15 protein-coding genes are annotated in these 20,147 nt (G+C 68.6%); 12 read left to right on the top strand and 3 right to left on the bottom strand.

What is annotated here, in order from left to right:
• Positions 1 to 2: 2 nt before the first annotated feature.
• On the bottom strand, positions 3 to 1,247 hold the full coding sequence (locus ACK8N7_RS11660; RefSeq protein ID WP_500442161.1) for a sugar ABC transporter substrate-binding protein: 1,245 nt from the start codon (positions 1,245 to 1,247) through the stop codon (positions 3 to 5).
• A 353-nt stretch (positions 1,248 to 1,600) separates the two neighbouring features.
• Here ACK8N7_RS11660 and ACK8N7_RS11655 point away from each other — a divergent pair, with 353 nt between their 5' ends.
• On the top strand, positions 1,601 to 2,611 hold the full coding sequence (locus ACK8N7_RS11655; RefSeq protein WP_500442159.1) for an acetylxylan esterase: 1,011 nt from the start codon (positions 1,601 to 1,603) through the stop codon (positions 2,609 to 2,611).
• Between the two features lie 145 nt (positions 2,612 to 2,756).
• On the opposite strand, the gene ACK8N7_RS11650 is transcribed toward ACK8N7_RS11655, so the two are convergent.
• Together ACK8N7_RS11650 and ACK8N7_RS11645 are read right to left on the bottom strand one after the other, a co-directional pair.
• Entirely contained in the window at positions 2,757 to 3,218 is a 462-nt protein-coding gene (locus ACK8N7_RS11650) for a PaaI family thioesterase (protein WP_500442158.1), read from the bottom strand.
• Positions 3,219 to 3,234: 16 nt separating this feature from the next.
• Entirely contained in the window at positions 3,235 to 4,305 is a 1,071-nt protein-coding gene (locus ACK8N7_RS11645; protein WP_403209394.1) for a LacI family DNA-binding transcriptional regulator, read from the bottom strand.
• A gap of 389 nt (positions 4,306 to 4,694) precedes the next feature.
• On the opposite strand from ACK8N7_RS11645, the gene ACK8N7_RS11640 reads away from it, so the two are divergent.
• The 11 genes from ACK8N7_RS11640 to ACK8N7_RS11590 all read left to right on the top strand — a co-directional run bounded on the left by ACK8N7_RS11640 (position 4,695) and on the right by ACK8N7_RS11590 (position 20,140).
• Positions 4,695 to 7,154 (top strand): ABC transporter family substrate-binding protein, encoded by a 2,460-nt coding sequence (locus ACK8N7_RS11640; RefSeq protein WP_500442156.1) that lies wholly within the window; start codon positions 4,695 to 4,697, stop codon positions 7,152 to 7,154.
• A gap of 357 nt (positions 7,155 to 7,511) precedes the next feature.
• Entirely contained in the window at positions 7,512 to 9,383 is a 1,872-nt protein-coding gene (gene typA, locus ACK8N7_RS11635; protein WP_403209398.1) for a translational GTPase TypA, read from the top strand.
• Between the two features lie 229 nt (positions 9,384 to 9,612).
• Complete coding sequence (locus tag ACK8N7_RS11630) at positions 9,613 to 9,981, top strand: SH3 domain-containing protein (protein WP_403209400.1); 369 nt, start codon at positions 9,613 to 9,615, stop codon at positions 9,979 to 9,981.
• A 505-nt stretch (positions 9,982 to 10,486) separates the two neighbouring features.
• Positions 10,487 to 12,109: a peptide ABC transporter substrate-binding protein gene (locus tag ACK8N7_RS11625; RefSeq protein ID WP_403209402.1), complete on the top strand. Its 1,623-nt coding sequence runs from the start codon at positions 10,487 to 10,489 to the stop codon at positions 12,107 to 12,109.
• 92 nt (positions 12,110 to 12,201) lie between these two features.
• The gene (locus ACK8N7_RS11620; RefSeq protein WP_015611132.1) at positions 12,202 to 13,128 is read left to right on the top strand and encodes an ABC transporter permease; all 927 of its coding nucleotides are present in this window, start codon (positions 12,202 to 12,204) and stop codon (positions 13,126 to 13,128) included.
• Positions 13,121 to 14,080, top strand: a complete 960-nt coding sequence (locus ACK8N7_RS11615; RefSeq protein ID WP_403209404.1) for an ABC transporter permease — start codon at positions 13,121 to 13,123, stop codon at positions 14,078 to 14,080. The genes ACK8N7_RS11620 and ACK8N7_RS11615 overlap by 8 nt, the downstream gene beginning before the upstream one ends.
• Before the next feature lie 11 nt (positions 14,081 to 14,091).
• On the top strand, positions 14,092 to 15,150 hold the full coding sequence (locus ACK8N7_RS11610; protein ID WP_403209406.1) for an ABC transporter ATP-binding protein: 1,059 nt from the start codon (positions 14,092 to 14,094) through the stop codon (positions 15,148 to 15,150).
• Complete coding sequence (locus ACK8N7_RS11605) at positions 15,143 to 16,285, top strand: ABC transporter ATP-binding protein (protein ID WP_500442152.1); 1,143 nt, start codon at positions 15,143 to 15,145, stop codon at positions 16,283 to 16,285. Before ACK8N7_RS11610 ends, ACK8N7_RS11605 begins: the two co-directional genes overlap by 8 nt.
• 176 nt (positions 16,286 to 16,461) lie before the next feature.
• Positions 16,462 to 18,093, top strand: a complete 1,632-nt coding sequence (locus ACK8N7_RS11600; protein WP_403209408.1) for a peptide ABC transporter substrate-binding protein — start codon at positions 16,462 to 16,464, stop codon at positions 18,091 to 18,093.
• A 153-nt stretch (positions 18,094 to 18,246) separates the two neighbouring features.
• Positions 18,247 to 19,170 (top strand): ABC transporter permease, encoded by a 924-nt coding sequence (locus ACK8N7_RS11595; RefSeq protein WP_015611137.1) that lies wholly within the window; start codon positions 18,247 to 18,249, stop codon positions 19,168 to 19,170.
• Positions 19,163 to 20,140, top strand: coding sequence for an ABC transporter permease (locus ACK8N7_RS11590; protein ID WP_403209410.1), 978 nt, complete (start codon positions 19,163 to 19,165; stop codon positions 20,138 to 20,140). Before ACK8N7_RS11595 ends, ACK8N7_RS11590 begins: the two co-directional genes overlap by 8 nt.
• Positions 20,141 to 20,147 lie beyond the last annotated feature (7 nt).

Below are 20,147 nucleotides of genomic sequence, written 5' to 3'. Positions count from 1 at the left end.
GGCTACTGCTTCACGAGACCTTCGATCTCGGACTGCGCCTGCTTGAGCGCGTCCTCGGCGGAAGCCTTGCCCTGGGTCACCCTGGCGATGGCCTGGTCGACCTTGTCGGTGATCTCGGTCCACTGAGCCAGCGACGGCGAGGACTTGGCGGTGTCCATCTGCTTCTTGAAAACCTGGAGGTCGGCGTCGTCGGCGAGCGTGCCGGACTCCCACGCGGAGGTGTTGGCGGGCAGGTCCTTCGTCCGCTCGTACCAGTCGGCCTGGCCCTCGGTGTCGGTGAGGTACTCGATGAACTCCGTCGCCGCGGCCTTGTGCTCACTGTCCTTGGAGACCACCAGCGAGGAGCCGCCCGCCATCGAGGTGGAGGAGGCGTCCGCCGGAACGTTGGCGATGGCCCACTTGCCCTTGATCTGGGGCTGGCCCTCGTTCAGGAGGGTCACGTGCCAGGGTCCGCCGAAGAACATCGGGACCCGGTCGTTGCCGAAGTCCTTGACCACGTCGTAGCCGGGCTGCACGGACTTGTTGGAGAGGCCCTTGTCGAAGTAGGAGCCGTACTCCTTCAGTGCCTTCACGGCCTGCGGGCTGTCGATGACCGCCTCGCCCTTGTCGTCGACGATCTCGCCGCCGGCCGAGTAGAGGAAGGAGTAGAAGTTCTGCACGGTGTCCAGGCCGCTGGGCTGGATCGACAGCCCCCACTTCGTACCGGCCTTCTCCTGGTACGCGGTGGCCAGCGCCTGGAGCTCCTTCCAGTTCGCCGGGGCCTTGGTCACGCCCGCCTTCTCGGCCAGGTCCGTGCGGTAGTAGAGGACCCGGGTGTCGACGTACCACGGCACGCCGTACGCGGTGCCGTCCACCTCGCCCTGCTCCCAGCCCGCCGGGAAGAAGTCCTTCTTGTCGAAGACCTTGGTGTCGACCGGCTCCAGCACGCCCAGCTCGGCGAACTCGCCCATGTAGCTCCCGCCCATCTGCGCCACGTCGGGCAGCGTGCCCGCAGCGGCGGCCGAGACGAGCTTCTGGTGGGCCACGTCCCAGCCGACCGGAGTCACCTTGACGGTGATGTTCGGGTTGGCCTTCTGGTAGACCTTCGCCACCTCTGCGAGCTTCTCGCCCTCGGCGCCCATGGCCCAGACGGTGAGCGTCTGCTTCTCGTCCGCGGCGACATCTCCGCCGGAGGAGCCGCAGGCGGAGAGGGTGACGGCGAGCGCGAGTGCGAGGCCGGCGGGGGCGGTTCTGGCGATGCGGGACATGGAGGGCTCCTCCTTGAGCAATCCTGATGCTGCGCGATGTATGCGCTGCCTGTAAGCGCATACATCACTCTGCGCCAGGCGTTCCGGAATCCGCAAGAGGGTGCTGGGTCACACTCGTGCAACGCGGTGGACACCTGGGCGCCTCACTCCCGCACCGTAATCACGCCGTTTGTGGAACAACAGGTGATGTGACCGATTCGTCGCCCCCGGCCCGTCGGGCCGCGGCGGCGGCCCGGCGTCCACCCTCGCCGGATCCCGGCGACGAATCGGCGTCCACCCCCGTCGGATCCCGGCGACGAATCGGCGTCCACCCCCGTCGGATCCCGGCGACCACCGGCGCCTACCCTCGCCGCATGGCCTCACCCGTCGCCTTCGCCCACGACTTCCCGTTCGACCCGGCCTACGGCTACACCGCCCCCGAGCAGCTGCTCCGCATCCCCGCCCCTCCCGCCCCCGCGGACTTCGAGGTGTTCTGGCGCGACCGGTACGCACGAGCCCGCGCGGTCGACACGCAGCCGGTACTCGGACCGGTGGAGGAGGAGCGCGAGGGCGTACGGATCCACGGCATCACGTACACCTCCGTGGGCGGCGTCCGGCTCGGCGGCTGGCTCGCGCGGCCCGCCGAGGGGCCGGTGCGGTACGGATTCGTCGTCGGCCACGGGTACGGCGGCCGCCAGGAACCGGGCCGGGACCTGCCGCCGCTGCCCGGGTCCGCCGCGATCCTGCCCTGCGTACGGGGGATGGGGGAGCGGGGCCGGGCCGACTCCATCCCGGACCTGGCCGCCGAGCATGTCCTGTACGGGATCGGCTCCCGCGAGTCGTACGTCATCGGGGACTGCGTGGCCGACCTCTGGTGCGCCGCCTCGGCCCTCACGGCAGTTGTCCCGGAGCTGGCGGGGGCGGGTCACTCCGGTGGTCCCCGTCTCGGCTACCTGGGGGAGAGCTTCGGCGGCGGGCTCGGGGCCCTCGCGCTGCCCTGGGACGACCGCTTCGGCGCCGCCCAGCTCACCGTCCCCACCTTCGGCAACCACCCGCTCCGACTGACCCTGCCCTGCGCCGGCAGCGGTGAGGCGGTGCGGGCGTACCACCGCGAGCACCCCGAAGCCGCCGACGTACTGCGCTACTTCGACGCGGCGACGGCGGCCACCCGGCTGGAGCTGCCGACGCTGGTCGCGGCGGCGCTGTTCGACCCGTCGGTGCCGCCGCCGGGGCAGTTCGCCGTATACAACGCGCTGGCCGGGGAGCGCGAGCTCCAGGTGCTGAGCGCGGGGCACTTCCCGTACCGGGGGATGACGGCCGAGGCGGCGGAGCTGGACGCGAACCGGACGCGGTTCTTCGGGGAGCGGCTGACGGCTTCCGGGTGAGGGGGGGCTACTCCGGATCAGGGCCGGGGCGGTGAGGCCGGGCCTCATGGGGCGGGTCAGGACGTGCCGGTCAGGCCGGGCTCATGGGGCCGGTCAGGACGTGGCGGTCAGGCCGGGCCTCATGGGGCGGGTCAGGGCCTGCCGGTCAGGCCGGCTTCGGGGCGTCCACGCGGATCAGTGTCTGCTGCCCGTTGGCCACGAGCTTCCGCCTGCCGTCCCCCTGGACGCCGAAGACCTCCAGCCCGCACACGGTCAGCGTGCGCCCGGACTTGATGACCGTACCCACGGCTTCCAGATGGTCGCCGGCGGCGGGCGCGAGGAGGTTGATCTTGTACTCCACCGTGAGGACCTCGCTGTCCTCGGTGAACAGCGTCAGGGCCGCATAGCCGCCCGCGCTGTCCGCGATGGCGCTGGTGGCGCCGGCGTGGACGTAACCGTGCTGCTGGGTCACCTCGGGCCGGCTCGGCAGCACGATGTGGACGCTGCCCGGCGCGACCTCGGTGATACGGGCGCCGAGGTGGCGCATCAGCCCCTGGCGGCCGAAGCTGTCGCGGATCCGCGCCTCCGTGGCGGGGCTCGTACGCTCCTGATCGGCGTGCTCGTCCATGCGCTTCCCCTCCTCCTCAGCCGCAGCCGCAGCTCGCCCGCCGCGTCACCGAGACGGGCAGCTCCAGCGAGACCGGGGCGCGGCCCGGGTCGGCCAGCCGCTGTACCAGCAACTCCACCGCCTGCTCGCCCAGTTGCCGGATCGGCTGCCGGACCGTCGTCAGGGGCGGGCGGACGATCCGGCTGAGCGGGATGCCGTCGAACCCGGTCACCGCGATGTCCTCGGGCACCCGTACCCCGCGCTGTTCCAGCGCCTGGAGGGCCCCGACCGCCATCTGGTCGTTGACGAACAGCATCGCCTCCGGCCGCTCGACCCCCGTCCCCTCCGACCGGTCCAGCAGCGTGTTCGCCGCCCGCGCGCCCTCGGCCTGCGTCAGGGTGCCGGTGCTCAGGTCGGGGCGGGACGGGACCGGGAGCCCGGCCTCCCGGCACGCCTGCCGGAAGCCGTGGAAGCGGGCGAGGGCGTCCGGTGAGTCGTCCTCGCCGCCGACGAAGGCGAGGCGGCGCAGCCCGTGGTCCTCGACGAGGTGGCGGGTCAGGGCGCGCTGGCCGTCCGCGTTGGCGACCACGATGTGGTCGAGGTGGTCGATCTCGCGCGGCCCGGCGAGCATCACCACGGGCAGCCGGCGCGATATCACCTCCAGGTCCTCGGTCGGCACGGTCCGAGCCAGTACGGCGAACCCGTCGACCCTTCCCGCGACCTTGGCGACCAGGCTCTCCGGCCCGCCGTCCAGCGAGGCGGCGATGAGCAGGGCGTAGCCGTGGCGCCTCGCCGCCCGTTCCATGCCCCGGATGATCTGGTCGGAGTAGAGCATGACGGCCTGGTCGTCGTCGGCGTCGTTGAGCGCGGCGGCACTCTCGGCGTCCGGGTCGGCGTAGTCGGGGAAGCAGAGGCCGAGCACGCCCGTGGTGCGGCTGGCCAGGCCCCGGGCGCTGCCGCTGGGTACGTAACCGAGCTCGCGGGCGGCCGCCAGGACCCGTTCGCGGGTCTGGGCGCGTACGGAGTCGGGGTTCCGGTAGACCCGCGAGACCGTGGCAATGGAGACGCCCGACCGCTCGGCGACGTCGTACACCGTGGGGGCGCTCACTCGACCGACCGTCCGTCCGCTTCTTCTTCCGCAGCGCGGCCGTCCGGCGCCTGTGCCGGCTCCGGGGCGGACTCGCGGACTGCTGACTCCTGGGCGGCTGCTGCCGTCCCCTCTGGCTCGTGAAAGCGCATTCACCCTAGATCCTGGGCCGCCGGGGGAGCAAGGCGGGTCCGCCCGGGGTGTCGGGGCGGGGGCGGAGGCGTGCCAAAACGTTCCTCCGGGCGGGTGAGCTTGCGGTTCCCGTCGGCCGTGTCGGCGCCTCCTCCCGCGCGGAGGCGCTTTCAGTGGACGGAAGGAATCAGTGTGATCAACTGTAAATGCCACCAAACACGCACTATCCGGCCCATTCCGGTACGGGGTGGTCCGGGCCGGCCCCGGAGGTATCAGTCATGTCCCACGTCGGCGTCCCGCGCGGGACGGTACGAAAGCGCCGCTCGCTCGCGCTCCTCACGGCAGGGGTGCTCACGATCCCCGGGCTGGCGGGCTGCAGCTCCGACAGCGAGGAGACCTCCCGGGCGGTCCCGCAGGACATCGCCCCCGCCGCCCGCGACCGGGTCGCCGACGGATCGACGGTGAACTGGGCCGTCGACGCGATGCCCACCACCCTCAACGCCTTCCAGGCGGACGCCGACAGCGCCACCACCAAGATCACCGGGGCCCTGCTGCCCACGCTCTTCCCGATGGACGCGGCCGGGCACCCGAAGCTCAACCCGGACTACCTGGAGTCCGCGAAGATCATCGAGCGCGAGCCGAAGCAGGTCGTGCTCTACAAGCTCAACCAGCAGGCGGTCTGGAGCGACGGCCGGGAGATCGGGGCGCCCGACTTCGTCGCCCAGTGGCGGGCGCTCAGCGGCAAGGACTCGGCCTTCTGGACGGCCCGCAACGCCGGCTACGAGCGGATCGAGAAGATCGAGCGCGGCTCCGACGACCTCCAGGTCAGGGTCACGTTCGCCAAGCCGTACGCGGACTGGCGCTCGCTCTTCTCACCGCTCTACCCGAAGGAGATCACCGGCTCGCCGGACACCTTCAACGACGGTGCGCGCACCGCCCTGAAGAACACCGCGGGCCCCTTCCAGCTGAAGAGCGTGAGCAAGGCGAAGGGGACCGTCACCCTCGTCCGCAGCCCCCGCTGGTGGGGAGAGAAGGCCAAGCTGGACAGCCTCGTCTTCCGGGTGGTCGCCCCCAAGGACCGCACCAAGGCGCTCGCCGACGGCACCGTGCACGTCACCGACATCGACGCCGCCACCGCCAACCGCATCGCCCTCGCCCTCCGCGACGGCTCCAACGGCCAGCCGCTCACTCATGGCCCCGGAGCCGCCCTCACCCCCGCCGCCGCCCTGCGCTCCTGGGCCCTGGCGCACGGGTCCGACGAGAAACAGGCGGAGATCGCCCAGGCCGCCCGGGAGGCGAACCGCAAGGCCGTCGTCGCGTACGGGGCGGAGCAGAAGGCCCTGCGTGGCTACGCCGTACGCAAGTCCCTGGAGCCCGCCTACACCCAGCTCGCGCTGAACGGCGAGTCCGGGCCGCTCGCGGACGACCGGGTGCGCCGGGCGGTGGCCCGCGCCCTGGACCGGCAGGAGCTCGCCGAGACCGTACTGAAGCCGCTGGGCCTCCCGGCGAAGCCGCTCGGCAGCCACCTGGCCCTCGCCGGACAGCCCGGATACAAGGACGGCAGCGGGGCGCTCGGCGACCAGAACACCAAGGAGGCCCAGGCCCTGCTGGCCGACGCGGGCTGGACCCAGGGCGGTGCGGCGGAGAAGCCCAAGGACACCAAGGCGGGCAGCGAGGCGGAGAAGAAGGACGCGGAGGAGAAGAAGGAGGGCGCGGAGGAGGAGAAGGAGGGGGCGGAGACGGCCGAGACGGCCGAGAAGTCGGAGAAGGCCGACAAGACCGAGGCGGACGAGAAGAAGGCCGACAGGACCGAGGCCGAGGAGAAGGCGGAGAAGAAGGCCGAGGAGAAGGCCGACAAGGACGCCGAGAAGGCCGACCGGGCCGCCGTCGGCTCCGACGAGAGCGCGGCCTCCCGAGCCGAGGGCCTCTACATCGTCGGCCAGGACGGCAAGCCGGGCGCCGGACCCGCGCGCTCCGCCGCCACCCACGTTCTCGCCCCGTCCCGGGACGCCGCCGCGCAGAGCATCGCCCTGCTCCGCCAGGCCGGTGCCGTGAGCGGGGACAGCGTTGCCGCCAAGGTCGCCGCCCAGGACAAGCAGCCCGGTGGAGCGGCCGGCGCGTACGCCCCCATGGGCACCGCCGCCCCCGCCCCCGCCTCGGTCAAGGGACCGCTCGGCAAGGACGGCAAGACGCTGACCCTGCGCTTCGTGCTCCCCTCCGGGCCCGGATCGCAGTCGCTGCGCGGCGTCGGCGACCGGATCGCGGCGATGCTGGAGAAGATCGGGATCGGCACGGAGATCACCAAGGTCCCCGACGAGAGCTACTTCAAGGACCACATCGCCTCCGGCGACTACGACCTGGCGCTCTACTCCTGGCCCGCCACGGCCTACCCGGCCACCGACGGACGCCCGATCTACGCCAAGCCGGAGCCGGCCACCGACGGTTCGCTCCTCGTCGAGCAGAACTACACCCGGGTCGGCACCGACCACATCGACCAGCTCTTCGACCAGGCGGTCGCCGAGCTCGACGAGAAGGCTTCCCGGGAGCTGATGAAGCAGGCGGACGCCCGGATCTGGGCTGCCGCCGGATCGATTCCGCTCTTCCAGCGCCCGCAGCTCGTCGCGGTGGACAAGAAGCTCTCGAACGTCGGCGCCTTCGGCTTCGCGGCCCCCCGTTACCAGGACATCGGGTTCACGGACCGGCAAGCGGCAGGTTCCCCCGCAGACCGGAAGAAGTAGCAGGTCAGCGGAAGAACCAGCAGGTCAACGGTTTGCGCAAGCTCAGATGCTGCTCAAAAGCCTTGCCCGCCGTCACCACGGCGGGCAAGGTGGTATCCGCCCTGACCCGGGCCGTTCGATCCTCCTCACACCCTCCCCCCACGCGGCTTCCCACCGGCCGCCGTCGCTTCTTGACATGAGCTGAATATCGGCTGAATCACACGGGAAGACCGCTTTCGCGGATCGGCCCGGGAAGCCCGGCACGCACAAGGCCCGTACCATGGGACGAGCCGTGGCGTGCCGCCCGGCGGGCGTACGAGGACTCGAAGACCGACTGAGACGCCTGATCCCACGATCCGAGAGAAGCGCAAGCCACCCATGCCCACGCGCCACGACATCCGTAACGTAGCCATCGTCGCCCACGTCGACCACGGCAAGACCACGCTGGTCGACGCCATGCTCAAGCAGGCCGGAGCGTTCGCCGCCCACGCCGCCGAGCACCTCGACGATCGCATGATGGACTCGAACGACCTGGAGCGTGAGAAGGGCATCACGATCCTCGCCAAGAACACGGCGGTGAAGTACCACCCCAAGGAGGGTGGGGACCCGATCACGATCAACATCATCGACACCCCCGGCCACGCCGACTTCGGTGGTGAGGTCGAGCGCGGCCTGTCGATGGTGGACGCGGTCGTGCTGCTCGTCGACGCGTCCGAGGGCCCGCTCCCGCAGACCCGCTTCGTGCTGCGCAAGGCGCTGACGGCCCGGCTGCCGGTCATCCTCTGCATCAACAAGACGGACCGCCCGGACTCCCGGATCGCCGAGGTCATCGACGAGACGTACGACCTCTTCCTGGACCTGGACGCCGACGAGGACCAGATCGAGTTCCCGATCGTCTACGCCTGCGCCCGTGACGGCGTCGCCTCGCTGACCAAGCCCGAGGACGGCACCGCCCCGCAGGACAGCTCCAACCTGGAGCCTTTCTTCAACACGATCCTCTCCGCCGTCCCGGCCCCGGAGTACGACGACGACGCCCCGCTGCAGGCGCACGTCACCAACCTGGACGCCGACAACTTCCTCGGCCGTATCGCGCTCTGCCGTGTCGAGCAGGGCGAGCTGCGCAAGGGCCAGACCGTCGCGTGGATCAAGCGTGACGGCACGATGTCCAACGTCCGCATCACCGAGCTGCTGATGACCGAGGCGCTCACCCGCAAGCCCGCCGAGAAGGCCGGCCCGGGCGACATCTGTGCCATCGCCGGTATCCCGGACATCATGATCGGCGAGACCCTGGCCGACCCCGAGAACCCGATCGCGCTGCCGCTGATCACGGTCGACGAGCCGGCCATCTCGATGACCATCGGTGCCAACACCTCGCCGCTCGTCGGCAAGGGCGGCAAGGGCCACAAGGTCACCGCCCGACAGATCAAGGACCGTCTGGACCGCGAGCTCGTCGGTAACGTCTCGCTCCGTGTCCTGGAGACCGAGCGACCGGACGCCTGGGAGGTGCAGGGCCGCGGTGAGCTCGCCCTGGCCATCCTCATCGAGACCATGCGCCGCGAGGGCTTCGAGCTGACGGTCGGCAAGCCCCAGGTGGTCACCAAGCAGGTCGACGGCAAGACGCACGAGCCGATCGAGCGCATGACCATCGACTCGCCCGAGGAGCACCTCGGCGCCATCACGCAGCTCATGGCGACCCGTAAGGGCCGCATGGAGACGATGACGAACCACGGTTCGGGCTGGGTCCGCATGGAGTGGATCGTCCCGTCCCGCGGCCTCATCGGCTTCCGTACGGAGTTCCTGACCCAGACCCGCGGTACGGGCATCGCGCACTCCCTGTTCGAGGGCCACGAGCCCTGGTTCGGCGATCTGCGCACCCGTCACAACGGTTCTCTCGTCGCGGACCGCGCGGGCGTCGTGACGCCGTTCGCGATGGTCAACCTCCAGGAGCGCGGTGTCATCTTCACCGAGGCCACCACGGAGGTCTACGAGGGCATGATCATCGGCGAGAACTCGCGCGCCGACGACATGGACGTGAACATCACCAAGGAGAAGAAGCTCACCAACATGCGTGCGGCTTCCGCGGACACCACCGAGAACGTGGTGCCCGCGCGCAAGCTCTCCCTGGAGCAGTCCCTGGAGTTCTGCCGCGACGACGAGTGCATCGAGGTGACCCCGGAGACCGTGCGTATCCGCAAGGTCGTCCTGGACCAGAAGGAGCGCGGCCGCACCGCCTCCCGCGCCAAGCGCTGACGTACCCCTGTACCGGGCGCTGTGACACCGCACGGCGTCCGGGCCGTGAACGGGCTGCTCCCCTGCCGGATGGGGAGTTCCGGTCGAGGCCGGGACCGTGAGCCCCCGAAGTGAACCTCTGTGCGATTGGCTGGTGTCCGGCTTCAGGAGATCGACCTCCGACTATCGGAGACCTGGAGCCGGACACGTACGCAGTACGCCAATGTCGCTCAAGGGGTAGGGGCACGAGATGACCGTCAAGTCCTTCAACCGCGCCATGACCATCGGCTTCCGTACCGTCGCGGCCTCCGCGCTGACCGCCGCCGTCGTGCTGGGCGGCACCGCCGCGACCGCCCAGGCGGCCGCACCGGCCGCCATGACGGCCACCAAGGCCCCTGCGGCTGAAAAGTGGTGCAAGTACAAGGTGACCACCACGGCCGGCATCAACATCCGCAGCGGCCCGGGCACCAACCGCACGATCGTCGGCACGTACTCCCACAACCAGCAGTTCTGGGGCAAGGCCGCCGGCAGCAACGGCCGGCGCCAGGTGGGCGCCGCGCGTTACGTGACGACGCAGTACACCACTCAGGTCACCAGCGTGACCTGTCAGTACAGCTGATAAACCCTCGCCGGAACGGATGGCCGAAAGTTGGCGGCCCGTCAACGCGTATGCGGCCCGGCCGTCGTGGATTCACCGCGACGGCCGGGCCGTTCGTCGTTTATCGCCCCTGTTTCGTGAGAAGTGTCACCGGCATGAGCACGCTCCGGCAGCAACTCCTTTTGGGCGTCCGGCTGCTGCTCCGATGTCCGGATAGCGACCATCGTGCTCCGGAAGTTGCGTTAACAGTCCGTTTCGCGGTCGTCTGTCTAGGATCACTTTGTCCGGATTTCGGGCATCCGGGGGTCGGTGATGTTGTCAAACCGAGACCCTTTAAGTGTGGTTTACGGCTCGGCCGTACTCAATAGTTGGCTCCATTGAGCTCGGGTCAATGGGTCACGCGCTGTGGGGAGCGCCGACTCACGAGCACACTTCGGGGTTACTGCTCATCGCCGTCAGGGGTGTCGGCGACGTACCAGGACCCCTCTTGCAGTGATCAAAAGTGGACTCTTGAGGAGGAGAACCCATGCGTGGTTCCAAGATGGTTGGGTGCGCGATAGTCGTCGCCCTGGCCGCGACCGCTTGTGGCGGTGGCGGTAGCGACGAAGGCGACAAGAGCAAGGCCGGCGGCGGGTTCAGCATGAACATCGCCGAGCCCAAGCGCCTCGTCCCGCAGTCGACCACCGAGTCCGGTGGCTCGCAGGTCCTGTCGGGCCTGTTCACCCCGCTGGTCGACTTCGACGCGAAGAACCAGCCGGTTCTGGCCGCCGCGGAGTCCATCGAGAGCCCGGACAACAAGGTCTGGACCGTCAAGCTCAAGGACGCCACCTGGCACGACGGCAAGCCCGTCACCGCCAAGGACTACGTCGGCGCCTGGAACTGGGGCGCCTACGGCCCCAACGCCGCTGACGGCAACTACTTCTTCGGCACCATCGCGGGCTACGACGAGATGAACCCCGTCGACCCGGACGGCGAAGAGGGTCCGAAGAAGGCCGCCGAGCCGAAGGCCAAGGAGCTCTCGGGCCTCAAGGCCGTCGACGACAAGACCATCGAGATCACCCTCAAGGCTCCGTTCGCCGGCTACAAGTCGGTCCTGGGCTACACGGTCTTCTACCCGATGCCGGCGTCGGCGCTCACCGACATCAAGACGTACGAGGAAGCCCCGATCGGCCAGGGTCCGTTCCAGATGGACGGCAAGTGGAACCACGACAAGTTCGTGAAGGTCAAGGCCTACAAGGACTACAAGCTGGGTGAGAAGCCCAAGGTCGACTCGGTCGAGTTCCGGATCTTCCAGGACCAGAACACCGCGTACAACGACCTGCTCGCCAACAACCTCGACATCGTGGACCAGATCCCGACCGAGGTCATGGGCACCGCCCCGAGCGAGCTCGGTGAGCGCTTCAAGACGTCGACGGCCTCCACCTTCCAGTTCGTGGCCTTCCCGACGTACGACAAGAAGTACAGCGACCCGCGGATCCGCAAGGCCATCTCGATGGCCATCGACCGCGACGAGATCATCAAGGTCGTCTTCCAGGACTCGCAGGCTTCCGCGCGTTCCTTCGTCTCCCCGGTCGTGGGCGGCTACCGCGAGAACACCTGTGGCGAGGCCTGCAAGTTCGACCCGGCCGCTGCCAAGAAGCTCTTCACCGAAGCCGGTGGCGTCGAGGGCAACAAGATCAACATCGGTCACAACGCCGATGGTGGTCACGAGCAGTGGATCAACGCCACGTGTGACCAGCTCAAGAAGAACCTGGGTCTGGAGTGCGTGAGCCAGGCCGTGCCGAAGTTCGCCGAGCTGCTGACGCAGGTCGAGAACAAGAAGTTCTCCGGCATGTTCCGCATGGGCTGGATCATGGACTACCCGTCCATGGAGAACTACCTGGGCCCGCTGTACAGCACCGGTGGTTCCTCGAACTACTACGGCTACAGCAACAAGGACTTCGACCGCCTCCTCCAGGAGGGCCGCGAGGCCAAGACCGAGGCCGAGGCCATCAAGAAGTGGCAGGAGGCCGAGGACGTTCTCGTCAAGGACATGCCGGTCATCCCGCTGCGCTTCGGCAAGAACAACTTCGGTCACTCGACCAACGTGAAGAACGTGGAGATGAACCTGTTCAACCAGGTTGAACTCACCAAGGTTGAGAAGTCCTGACCTGCGTCTCGCACGACGCAGTCAAGAACATTAGGGCCTGACGACGGGGGGCGGACCCAATCCGCCCCCCGTCGTTCCCACGAGGAGGAACCATGGGCCGCTACGTCGCAAGACGGCTGCTCCAGATGCTCCCGGTCATCATCGGGACCACCTTTCTGGTCTTCGCTCTCGTCACCGCCATGGGCGGCGATCCTGTACAGAACCTGTACGGAGAGCGACCTGTCCCGGAGGGCATCAGAGCTGCGCTGACCGCGCAGTACCACTTGGACGACCCCCTGCCGATCCGCTACGGCTACTACCTCGCGGGTCTGGTCCAGGGAGATTTCGGGACGAGCCTCAGTGGCTCCCGTCCCATCAGCGAGATGATCGCCGACGCGTGGCCGGAGACCCTCCGCATCGCCGGTATCGCCTTCGCCTTCGAAATGGTCATCGGTGTCGCAGCCGGTGTCATGGCGGGCATGCGGCGCGGAAAGTTCCTGGACAACCTTGTCCTGCTCTCCACGCTCACCGTCATCGCCATCCCGATCTTCGTCCTCGGGCAGGTCAGCCAGATCTTCCTGGGCGTCAAGGCCGGCATCTTCCCCGTCTCGGGGACCAACGAGGGGTTCTACAGCTACCTTCTGCCCGGCCTGGTGCTCGGTTCTGTCTCGCTCGCCTACATCGCGCGCCTCGCGCGGGCCTCCGTCGCGGAGAACCTGCGCATGGACTACGTGCGTACGGCGAAGGCGAAGGGCCTGTCCCCGTCCCGGATCACCGGGATCCACGTCCTGAGGAACTCGCTGATCCCGGTGGTCACCTACCTCGGCGCGGACCTCGGATCCCTCATGGGCGGAGCCATCGTCACCGAGCGGATCTTCAACATCCCCGGTGTCGGCTACAACCTCTTCAAGGCGATCCAGATCGAGGACGGACCGGCGCTGGTCGGCTTCGTCACTCTGCTCGTCGTCGTCTACGTGGTGATGGCGCTCGTCGTGGACCTGCTCTATGCCGTGCTTGACCCGAGGATTCGCTATGCGTGACGCAACCAAGACCTCCGTCGCCCCGGGGTCCGCCGACGAGGCCACGGCCGAACCGGCAGCTCCGGCCGCTCCCGTACGCGACGCCGCCAAGCCGCGCAGTCTCCTCCAGGACGCGGTGCGCGACCTCGTGCGCAAGCCGCTCTTCCTGGTCTCGTCCGGCATCATCCTGGTGCTGGTCGTCATGGCGGCGTTCCCGACCCTGTTCGCCAGCGCCGACCCGCAACTGTGCGAGCTCGGACGCTCGTTGCAGAAGCCCAGCGCCGACGCCTGGTTCGGTTACGACGCCCGTGGCTGCGACGTCTACGCGCGGACCATCCACGGTGCCCGCACCTCGATCACCGTCGGTGTCCTCGCGACCCTCGGCTCGGCGGTCATCGCCCTGCTCCTGGGCCTGATATCCGGCTTCTACGGCCGGTGGATCGACGCGGTCATCTCCCGCGGCATCGACATCGTGATGGGTATTCCGTTCCTGGTCGGCGCCATCGTGATCCTCAACAGCTTCCGCGACGACGACGGCTTCCGTATCGGCGGCATCTGGGGCGTGCTCACCGCGCTCACGGTGCTCGGCTGGATGAGCATGGCCCGCATCATGCGGTCCACCGCCATGCAGACCAAGCAGTCCGACTACGTCACCGCCGCCCGCTCGCTCGGCGCCTCCACCGGCCGGCTGATGTTCCGCCACGTGCTGCCGAACGCGCTGACCCCGCTGATCGTGCTGGCGACCATCTCGCTCGGCGTGATCATCTCGGCCGAGGCGACGCTCAGCTTCCTCGGTGTCGGCATCCAGGAGCCGACCATCTCCTGGGGCGTCATGATCAACCAGTCCCTGGGGCGGATCCGCGAGTCGCTGCACCCGCTGCTCTTCCCGGCCGGCTTCGTCAGCATCACCGTGCTGGCGTTCATCATGCTCGGCGACGCGGTCCGCGACGCCCTCGACCCCAAGCTGCGCTGAGGGAGGCGTACGTGACCACCATGGAAAAAACCGCGAACGTCCCCGCTCCCCGCAGCGACGAGGACTACCAGGGCCCGCTGCTCGAAGTCCGCGACCTGCACGTCGAGTTCCACACCCGCGAGGGTGTGGCCAAGGCGGTCAACGGTGTCAACTACACCGTCGACGCCGGCGAGACGCTGGCCGTGCTCGGCGAGTCGGGCTCCGGCAAGTCCGTGACCGCCCAGGCGATCATGGGCATCCTGGACATGCCTCCGGGCCGTATCCCGCAGGGAGAGATCCTCTTCCGCGGCCAGGACATGCTCACCATGCCCGAGAACGAGCGCCGCAAGATCCGGGGCCGCAAGGTCGCGATGATCTTCCAGGACGCCCTGTCCTCGCTGAACCCGGTCCTGACCGTCGGCTACCAGCTCGGCGAGATGTTCCGTGCGCACCTGGGCATGTCCAAGAAGGACGCCAAGCTCAAGGCCATCGAGCTGATGGACCGGGTGCGCATCCCGGCGGCGAGGGAGCGGGTCAACGACTACCCGCACCAGTTCTCCGGCGGTATGCGCCAGCGCATCATGATCGCGATGGCGCTCGCCCTGGAGCCCGACCTGATCATCGCGGACGAGCCGACCACCGCGCTCGACGTGACCGTGCAGGCCCAGGTCATGGACCTGCTCGCGGAGCTCCAGCGCGAGTTCAACATGGGCCTCATCCTGATCACCCACGACCTCGGCGTGGTCGCCGACGTCGCGGACAAGATCGCGGTGATGTACGCGGGCCGGATCGTGGAGACCGCGCCGGTGCACGAGCTCTACAGCCGCCCGTCGCACCCCTACACCCGCGGTCTGCTCGACTCGATCCCGCGTCTGGACCAGAAGGGCCAGGAGCTCTACGCGATCAAGGGCCTGCCGCCCAACCTGACGCGTATCCCGGCGGGCTGCGCGTTCAACCCGCGCTGCCCCAAGGCGCAGGACATCTGCGCTACGGACATCCCGCTGCTGCACCCGGTCACCGAGCGCGACGGCACCGACCTGCCGGGCCGCGGAAGCGCGTGCCACTTCTGGAAGGAGACGATCCATGGCTGAGCTCGACAGGGAGTCCGTGGACGCCACCCCTAACGTCACCGAGGTGGAGACGGTCGACGCCGCCACCGTCGAGGAGGCCGTCGCCGCCATCGAGGCGCCGGTCGAGCGGGGCGAGCCGATCCTCCAGGTGCGCAACCTGGTCAAGCACTTCCCGCTGACCCAGGGCATCCTGTTCAAGAAGCAGGTCGGCGCGGTCAAGGCCGTGGACGGGATCTCCTTCGATCTCTTCCAGGGCGAGACGCTCGGCATCGTGGGCGAGTCCGGCTGTGGCAAGTCCACCGTCGCCAAGCTGCTCATGATGCTGGAGAAGGCGACCGCCGGCGAGGTCTTCTACAAGGGCCAGGACATCACCAAGCTGTCCGGCCGGGCGCTGAAGGCGGTGCGGCGCAACATCCAGATGGTGTTCCAGGACCCCTACACCTCGCTGAACCCGCGGATGACGGTCGGCGACATCATCGGGGAGCCGTTCGAGATCCACCCCGAGGTGGCTCCGAAGGGCAGCCGTCGCCAGAAGGTGCAGGACCTGCTGGACGTCGTGGGCCTGAACCCGGAGTACATCAACCGGTACCCGCACCAGTTCTCCGGCGGTCAGCGCCAGCGCATCGGCATCGCCCGCGGCCTCGCGCTCAACCCGGAGATCATCATCTGCGACGAGCCGGTCTCCGCGCTCGACGTGTCGGTGCAGGCGCAGGTCATCAACCTGATGGAGAAGCTCCAGGACGAGTTCAACCTCTCCTACCTCTTCATCGCGCACGACCTCTCCATCGTCCGGCACATCTCGGACCGGGTCGGCGTGATGTACCTCGGCAAGATGGCCGAGATCGGTACGGACGCGCAGATCTACGACCACCCGACGCACCCGTACACCCAGGCGCTGCTCTCCGCGGTGCCGGTGCCGGACCCGTCGGCGCGTGAGGGCCGTGAGCGGATCATCCTCACCGGTGACGTTCCGTCACCGGCGAACCCGCCCTCGGGCTGCCGCTTCCGCACCCGGTGCTGGAAGGCGGAGGAGCGCTGCTCCACGGAGATGCCGCTGCTGGCGATCCCCGAGCGCTTCGTGGCGTCGGGTACCCCGGCCGCGCACGAGTCGGCGTGCCACTTCGCCGAGGAGAAGAACGTCGTTCACGCGGCGTGACCGCTTCCGGTAGCAGTACGTAGCAGTACGTCAGATGCCCGGTCCCCCGGCAAGGGGGCCGGGCATCGTCGCGTCCGGTCGCCCCCGTGCACGTACGGGGTAAGCCAGCATGCGATGCGTGGCGGTATGGGGTGATATGAGGCATTGAGCTACTCGATGACTCTAGGAGGCACTTCATGCGCGGAGCCACACGGGCCAAGTGGGCCGCATGTGCGGTGGCCGTCGCCCTGGCAGCGACGGCCTGCGGCGGCGGAGGCGACGACAGCGGCGGCAGCGGCGCCGACGGGATCGTCAGCTCCTCCTGGGGCGACCCGCAGAACCCGCTGGAGCCCGCGAACACCAACGAGGTGCAGGGCGGCAAGGTCCTCGACATGGTCTTCCGGGGACTCATCCGGTACGACCCGAAGACCGGCGAGGCGCAGAACATGCTTGCCGAGTCCATCGACTCCAGCGACGCCCAGAACTTCACGATCAAGCTGAAGGACGGCTGGACCTTCTCCAACGGCGAGAAGGTCACCGCCAAGTCCTTCGTGGACGCCTGGAACTACGGCGCGGCGCTGAAGAACAACCAGAAGAACGCCTACTTCTTCCAGTACATCGAGGGGTACGACAAGGTCCACCCCGAGTCCGGCTCGGCCTCCGCCGAAACCCTCTCGGGCCTCAAGGTCGTCGACAACCTGACCTTCACCGCCAAGCTCAGCCAGAAGTTCTCGCTCTGGCCCGACACCCTCGGCTACTCCGCCTTCGTACCGCTGCCCAAGGCGTTCTACGACGACCACGACGCCTGGCTCTCCAAGCCCATCGGCAACGGCCCGTACACCATCGAGTCGTACGCCAAGGGCTCCTCGATGAACCTGCGCAAGTGGGACGACTACCCGGGCGACGACAAGGCGAAGAACGGCGGGGTCGACCTCAAGGTCTTCACCGACAACAACACCGCCTACACCTCCCTGACCTCGGGCAACCTCGACCTCGTCGACGACGTGCCCGCCTCCCAGCTCAGGAACGTCGAGCAGGACCTCGGGGACCGGTACATCAACACCCCCGCCGGCATCATCCAGACCCTCTCCTTCCCGTTCTACGACGACGAATGGGACACCGACAACGCCCGCAAGGTCCGCCAGGGCCTCTCCATGGCGATCAACCGGGCGCAGATCACCGACCAGATCTTCCAGAAGACCCGCACCCCCGCATCCGACTGGACCTCCCCGGTCCTCGGCGAGGACGGCGGCTTCAAGGAAGGGCTCTGCGGCAAGGAGTGCACGTACAACAAGGCCGAGGCCAAGAAGCTGATCGACGAGGGCGGCGGCATCCCCGGCGGCCAGCTGAAGATCTCGTACAACGCGGACACCGGCTCCCACAAGGAGTGGGTCGACGCCGTCTGCAACAGCATCAACAACGTCATGGGTAACAACCAGGCCTGCGTCGGCGGCGCGGTCGGCACCTTCGCCGACTTCCGCAACCAGGTCTCCACCCAGAAGATGACGGGCCCCTGGCGCGCGGGCTGGCAGATGGACTACCCGCTGATCCAGAACTTCCTGCAGCCGCTGTACTACACCAACGCCCCGTCCAACGACGGCAAGTGGACCAACCAGGACTTCGACGACCTGGTCGACAAGGCGAACGCCGAGACCGACAAGGCGAAGGCCATCACCACGTTCCAGGACGCGGAGAAGGTCCTCGTCGAGCAGATGCCGTCCATCCCGCTCTGGTACCAGAACGGCAGCGCCGGCTACTCGGAGCGGGTCGACAACGTCGCTCTGAACCCGTTCAGCGTGCCGGTCTACACGGAGATCACGGTCAACTGACCCGTCCGTACGGAGACCACGGCCATGCGACCCCCCTGCACGGAGACCACGGCCACGTGACCCGCTGAGGCCGGGGGCCGGGGCGCCCGACACGCGCTCCGGCCCCAGCCCGTCCGCCCGTCCGCCCGTTCGCCCCGACCCCCGGAGCCCCTCATGGGACGTTATGTGATCCGGCGGCTGCTGCAGATGATCCCCGTCTTCTTCGGCACCACGCTGTTGATCTTCCTCATGGTGAACGTGATGGGCGACCCCATCGCGGGCCTCTGCGGCGACCGCCAGTGCGATCCGGCCACCGCCGCCCAGCTGCGCTCCGAGTTCGGCCTCGACAAGCCGGTCTGGCAGCAATACCTCACCTACATGGGGAACCTCTTCACCGGCGACTTCGGCACCGCGTTCAACGGGCAGAAGGTCACCGAGCTGATGGCCACCGCCTTCCCCATCACGATCCGGCTGACCGTCGTCGCGATCGTCTTCGAGGTCGTCATCGGCATCAGCCTCGGTGTGGTCACCGGCCTGCGGCGCGGCCGCCCCGTCGACACCACGGTCCTCATCCTGACCCTGGTCGTCATCGCCATCCCGACCTTCGTCACCGGTCTGCTGCTGCAGCTCCTGCTCGGCGTCAAGTGGGGCATCATCAAGCCCTCGGTCTCCCCGGACCCCACCATCGACGAACTGCTCGTCCCCGGCCTCGTCCTCGCCTCGGTCTCGCTCGCCTACGTCACCCGGCTCACCCGGGCCTCGATCGCGGAGAACGCCCGCGCCGACTACGTACGCACCGCCGTCGCCAAGGGCCTGCCCCGGCGCCGGGTCGTCGTCCGGCACCTGCTGCGCAACTCGCTGATCCCCGTCGTCACCTTCATCGGCACCGACGTGGGCGCCCTGATGGGCGGAGCCATCGTCACCGAGCGGATCTTCAACATCCACGGGGTCGGCTACCAGCTCTATCAGGGCATCCTGCGCCAGAACTCCCAGACCGTCGTCGGATTCGTCACCATCCTGGTCCTCGTCTTCCTGGCGGCCAACCTGATCGTCGACCTCCTGTACGCCGTACTCGACCCGAGGATCCGCTATGCCTGAGCCGCAGACCCCGGACGAAGCGATCTCCCAGGCGGGCGCCGGCGGCGCGACGGACCTCGCCATGGAGGAGGGCGCCAGCCTGGAGAAGACCCCGGGCGGCCCCGAGGGCACCGGACCGGCCGGCAAGCCGCGCAGCCTCTGGTCTGACGCCTGGCGCGACCTGCGGCGCAACCCGGTCTTCATCATCTCCGCGCTGGTCATCCTCTTCCTGGTGGTCATCTCGATCTGGCCCTCGCTCATCGCGAGCGGCGACCCGCTCCAGGCCAACCTGGACGACGCCCAGAAGGGCTCCGAGCCCGGCCACCCCTTCGGCTTCGACCCGCAGGGCCGCGACGTCTACACCCGGGTCGTCTACGGCACCCGCACCTCGGTGACCGTCGGCGTCTGCGCCACCCTCGGCGTCGCCCTGCTCGGCAGTGTCCTCGGAGGCCTCGCGGGCTTCTTCGGCGGCTGGTGGGACTCGATCCTCTCCCGCGTCACCGACGTCTTCTTCGGCATCCCCGTCATCCTCGGCGGCCTGGTCTTCCTCTCCGTCGTCACCAGCTCCACCGTCTGGCCCGTCGTCGGTTTCATCATCCTGCTCGGCTGGCCGCAGATCGCCCGTATCGCCCGTGGTTCGGTGATCACCGCCAAGCAGAACGACTACGTCCAGGCGGCCCGCGCGCTCGGCGCCTCCAACTCCCGGATGCTGCTGCGTCACATCACCCCGAACGCCATCGCCCCCGTCATCGTCGTGGCGACCATCGCGCTCGGCACGTACATCTCGCTGGAGGCGACCCTCTCCTACCTCGGGGTCGGCCTGAAGGACCCGGCCGTCTCGTGGGGCATCGACATCTCCGCGGCCTCCAACTACATCCGCAACGCCCCGCACATGCTGCTCTGGCCCGCCGGAGCACTGGCGGTCACCGTGCTCGCCTTCATCATGCTCGGCGACGCGGTACGCGACGCCCTCGACCCCAAGCTGCGCTGAGGAGCCG

Source organism: Streptomyces griseobrunneus (genome assembly GCF_046713465.1).
Lineage (GTDB): Bacteria > Actinomycetota > Actinomycetes > Streptomycetales > Streptomycetaceae > Streptomyces > Streptomyces microflavus.
This window is presented reverse-complemented; position numbering and strand designations above follow the sequence as displayed.

Excerpts from the sequence above, each read along its gene's own strand:
- ACK8N7_RS11640 (WP_500442156.1), top strand. The coding sequence starts at position 4,695 with ATGTCCCACGTCGGCGTCCCGCGCGGGACGGTACGAAAGCGCCGCTCG.
- ACK8N7_RS11660 (WP_500442161.1), bottom strand. The coding sequence starts at position 1,247 with ATGTCCCGCATCGCCAGAACCGCCCCCGCCGGCCTCGCACTCGCGCTC.
- ACK8N7_RS11625 (WP_403209402.1), top strand. The coding sequence starts at position 10,487 with ATGCGTGGTTCCAAGATGGTTGGGTGCGCGATAGTCGTCGCCCTGGCC.
- ACK8N7_RS11620 (WP_015611132.1), top strand. The coding sequence starts at position 12,202 with ATGGGCCGCTACGTCGCAAGACGGCTGCTCCAGATGCTCCCGGTCATC.
- ACK8N7_RS11600 (WP_403209408.1), top strand. The coding sequence starts at position 16,462 with ATGCGCGGAGCCACACGGGCCAAGTGGGCCGCATGTGCGGTGGCCGTC.
- ACK8N7_RS11590 (WP_403209410.1), top strand. The coding sequence starts at position 19,163 with ATGCCTGAGCCGCAGACCCCGGACGAAGCGATCTCCCAGGCGGGCGCC.
- ACK8N7_RS11605 (WP_500442152.1), top strand. The coding sequence starts at position 15,143 with ATGGCTGAGCTCGACAGGGAGTCCGTGGACGCCACCCCTAACGTCACC.
- ACK8N7_RS11615 (WP_403209404.1), top strand. The coding sequence starts at position 13,121 with ATGCGTGACGCAACCAAGACCTCCGTCGCCCCGGGGTCCGCCGACGAG.
- typA (WP_403209398.1), top strand. The coding sequence starts at position 7,512 with ATGCCCACGCGCCACGACATCCGTAACGTAGCCATCGTCGCCCACGTC.
- ACK8N7_RS11630 (WP_403209400.1), top strand. The coding sequence starts at position 9,613 with ATGACCGTCAAGTCCTTCAACCGCGCCATGACCATCGGCTTCCGTACC.
- ACK8N7_RS11595 (WP_015611137.1), top strand. The coding sequence starts at position 18,247 with ATGGGACGTTATGTGATCCGGCGGCTGCTGCAGATGATCCCCGTCTTC.
- ACK8N7_RS11655 (WP_500442159.1), top strand. The coding sequence starts at position 1,601 with ATGGCCTCACCCGTCGCCTTCGCCCACGACTTCCCGTTCGACCCGGCC.
- ACK8N7_RS11650 (WP_500442158.1), bottom strand. The coding sequence starts at position 3,218 with ATGGACGAGCACGCCGATCAGGAGCGTACGAGCCCCGCCACGGAGGCG.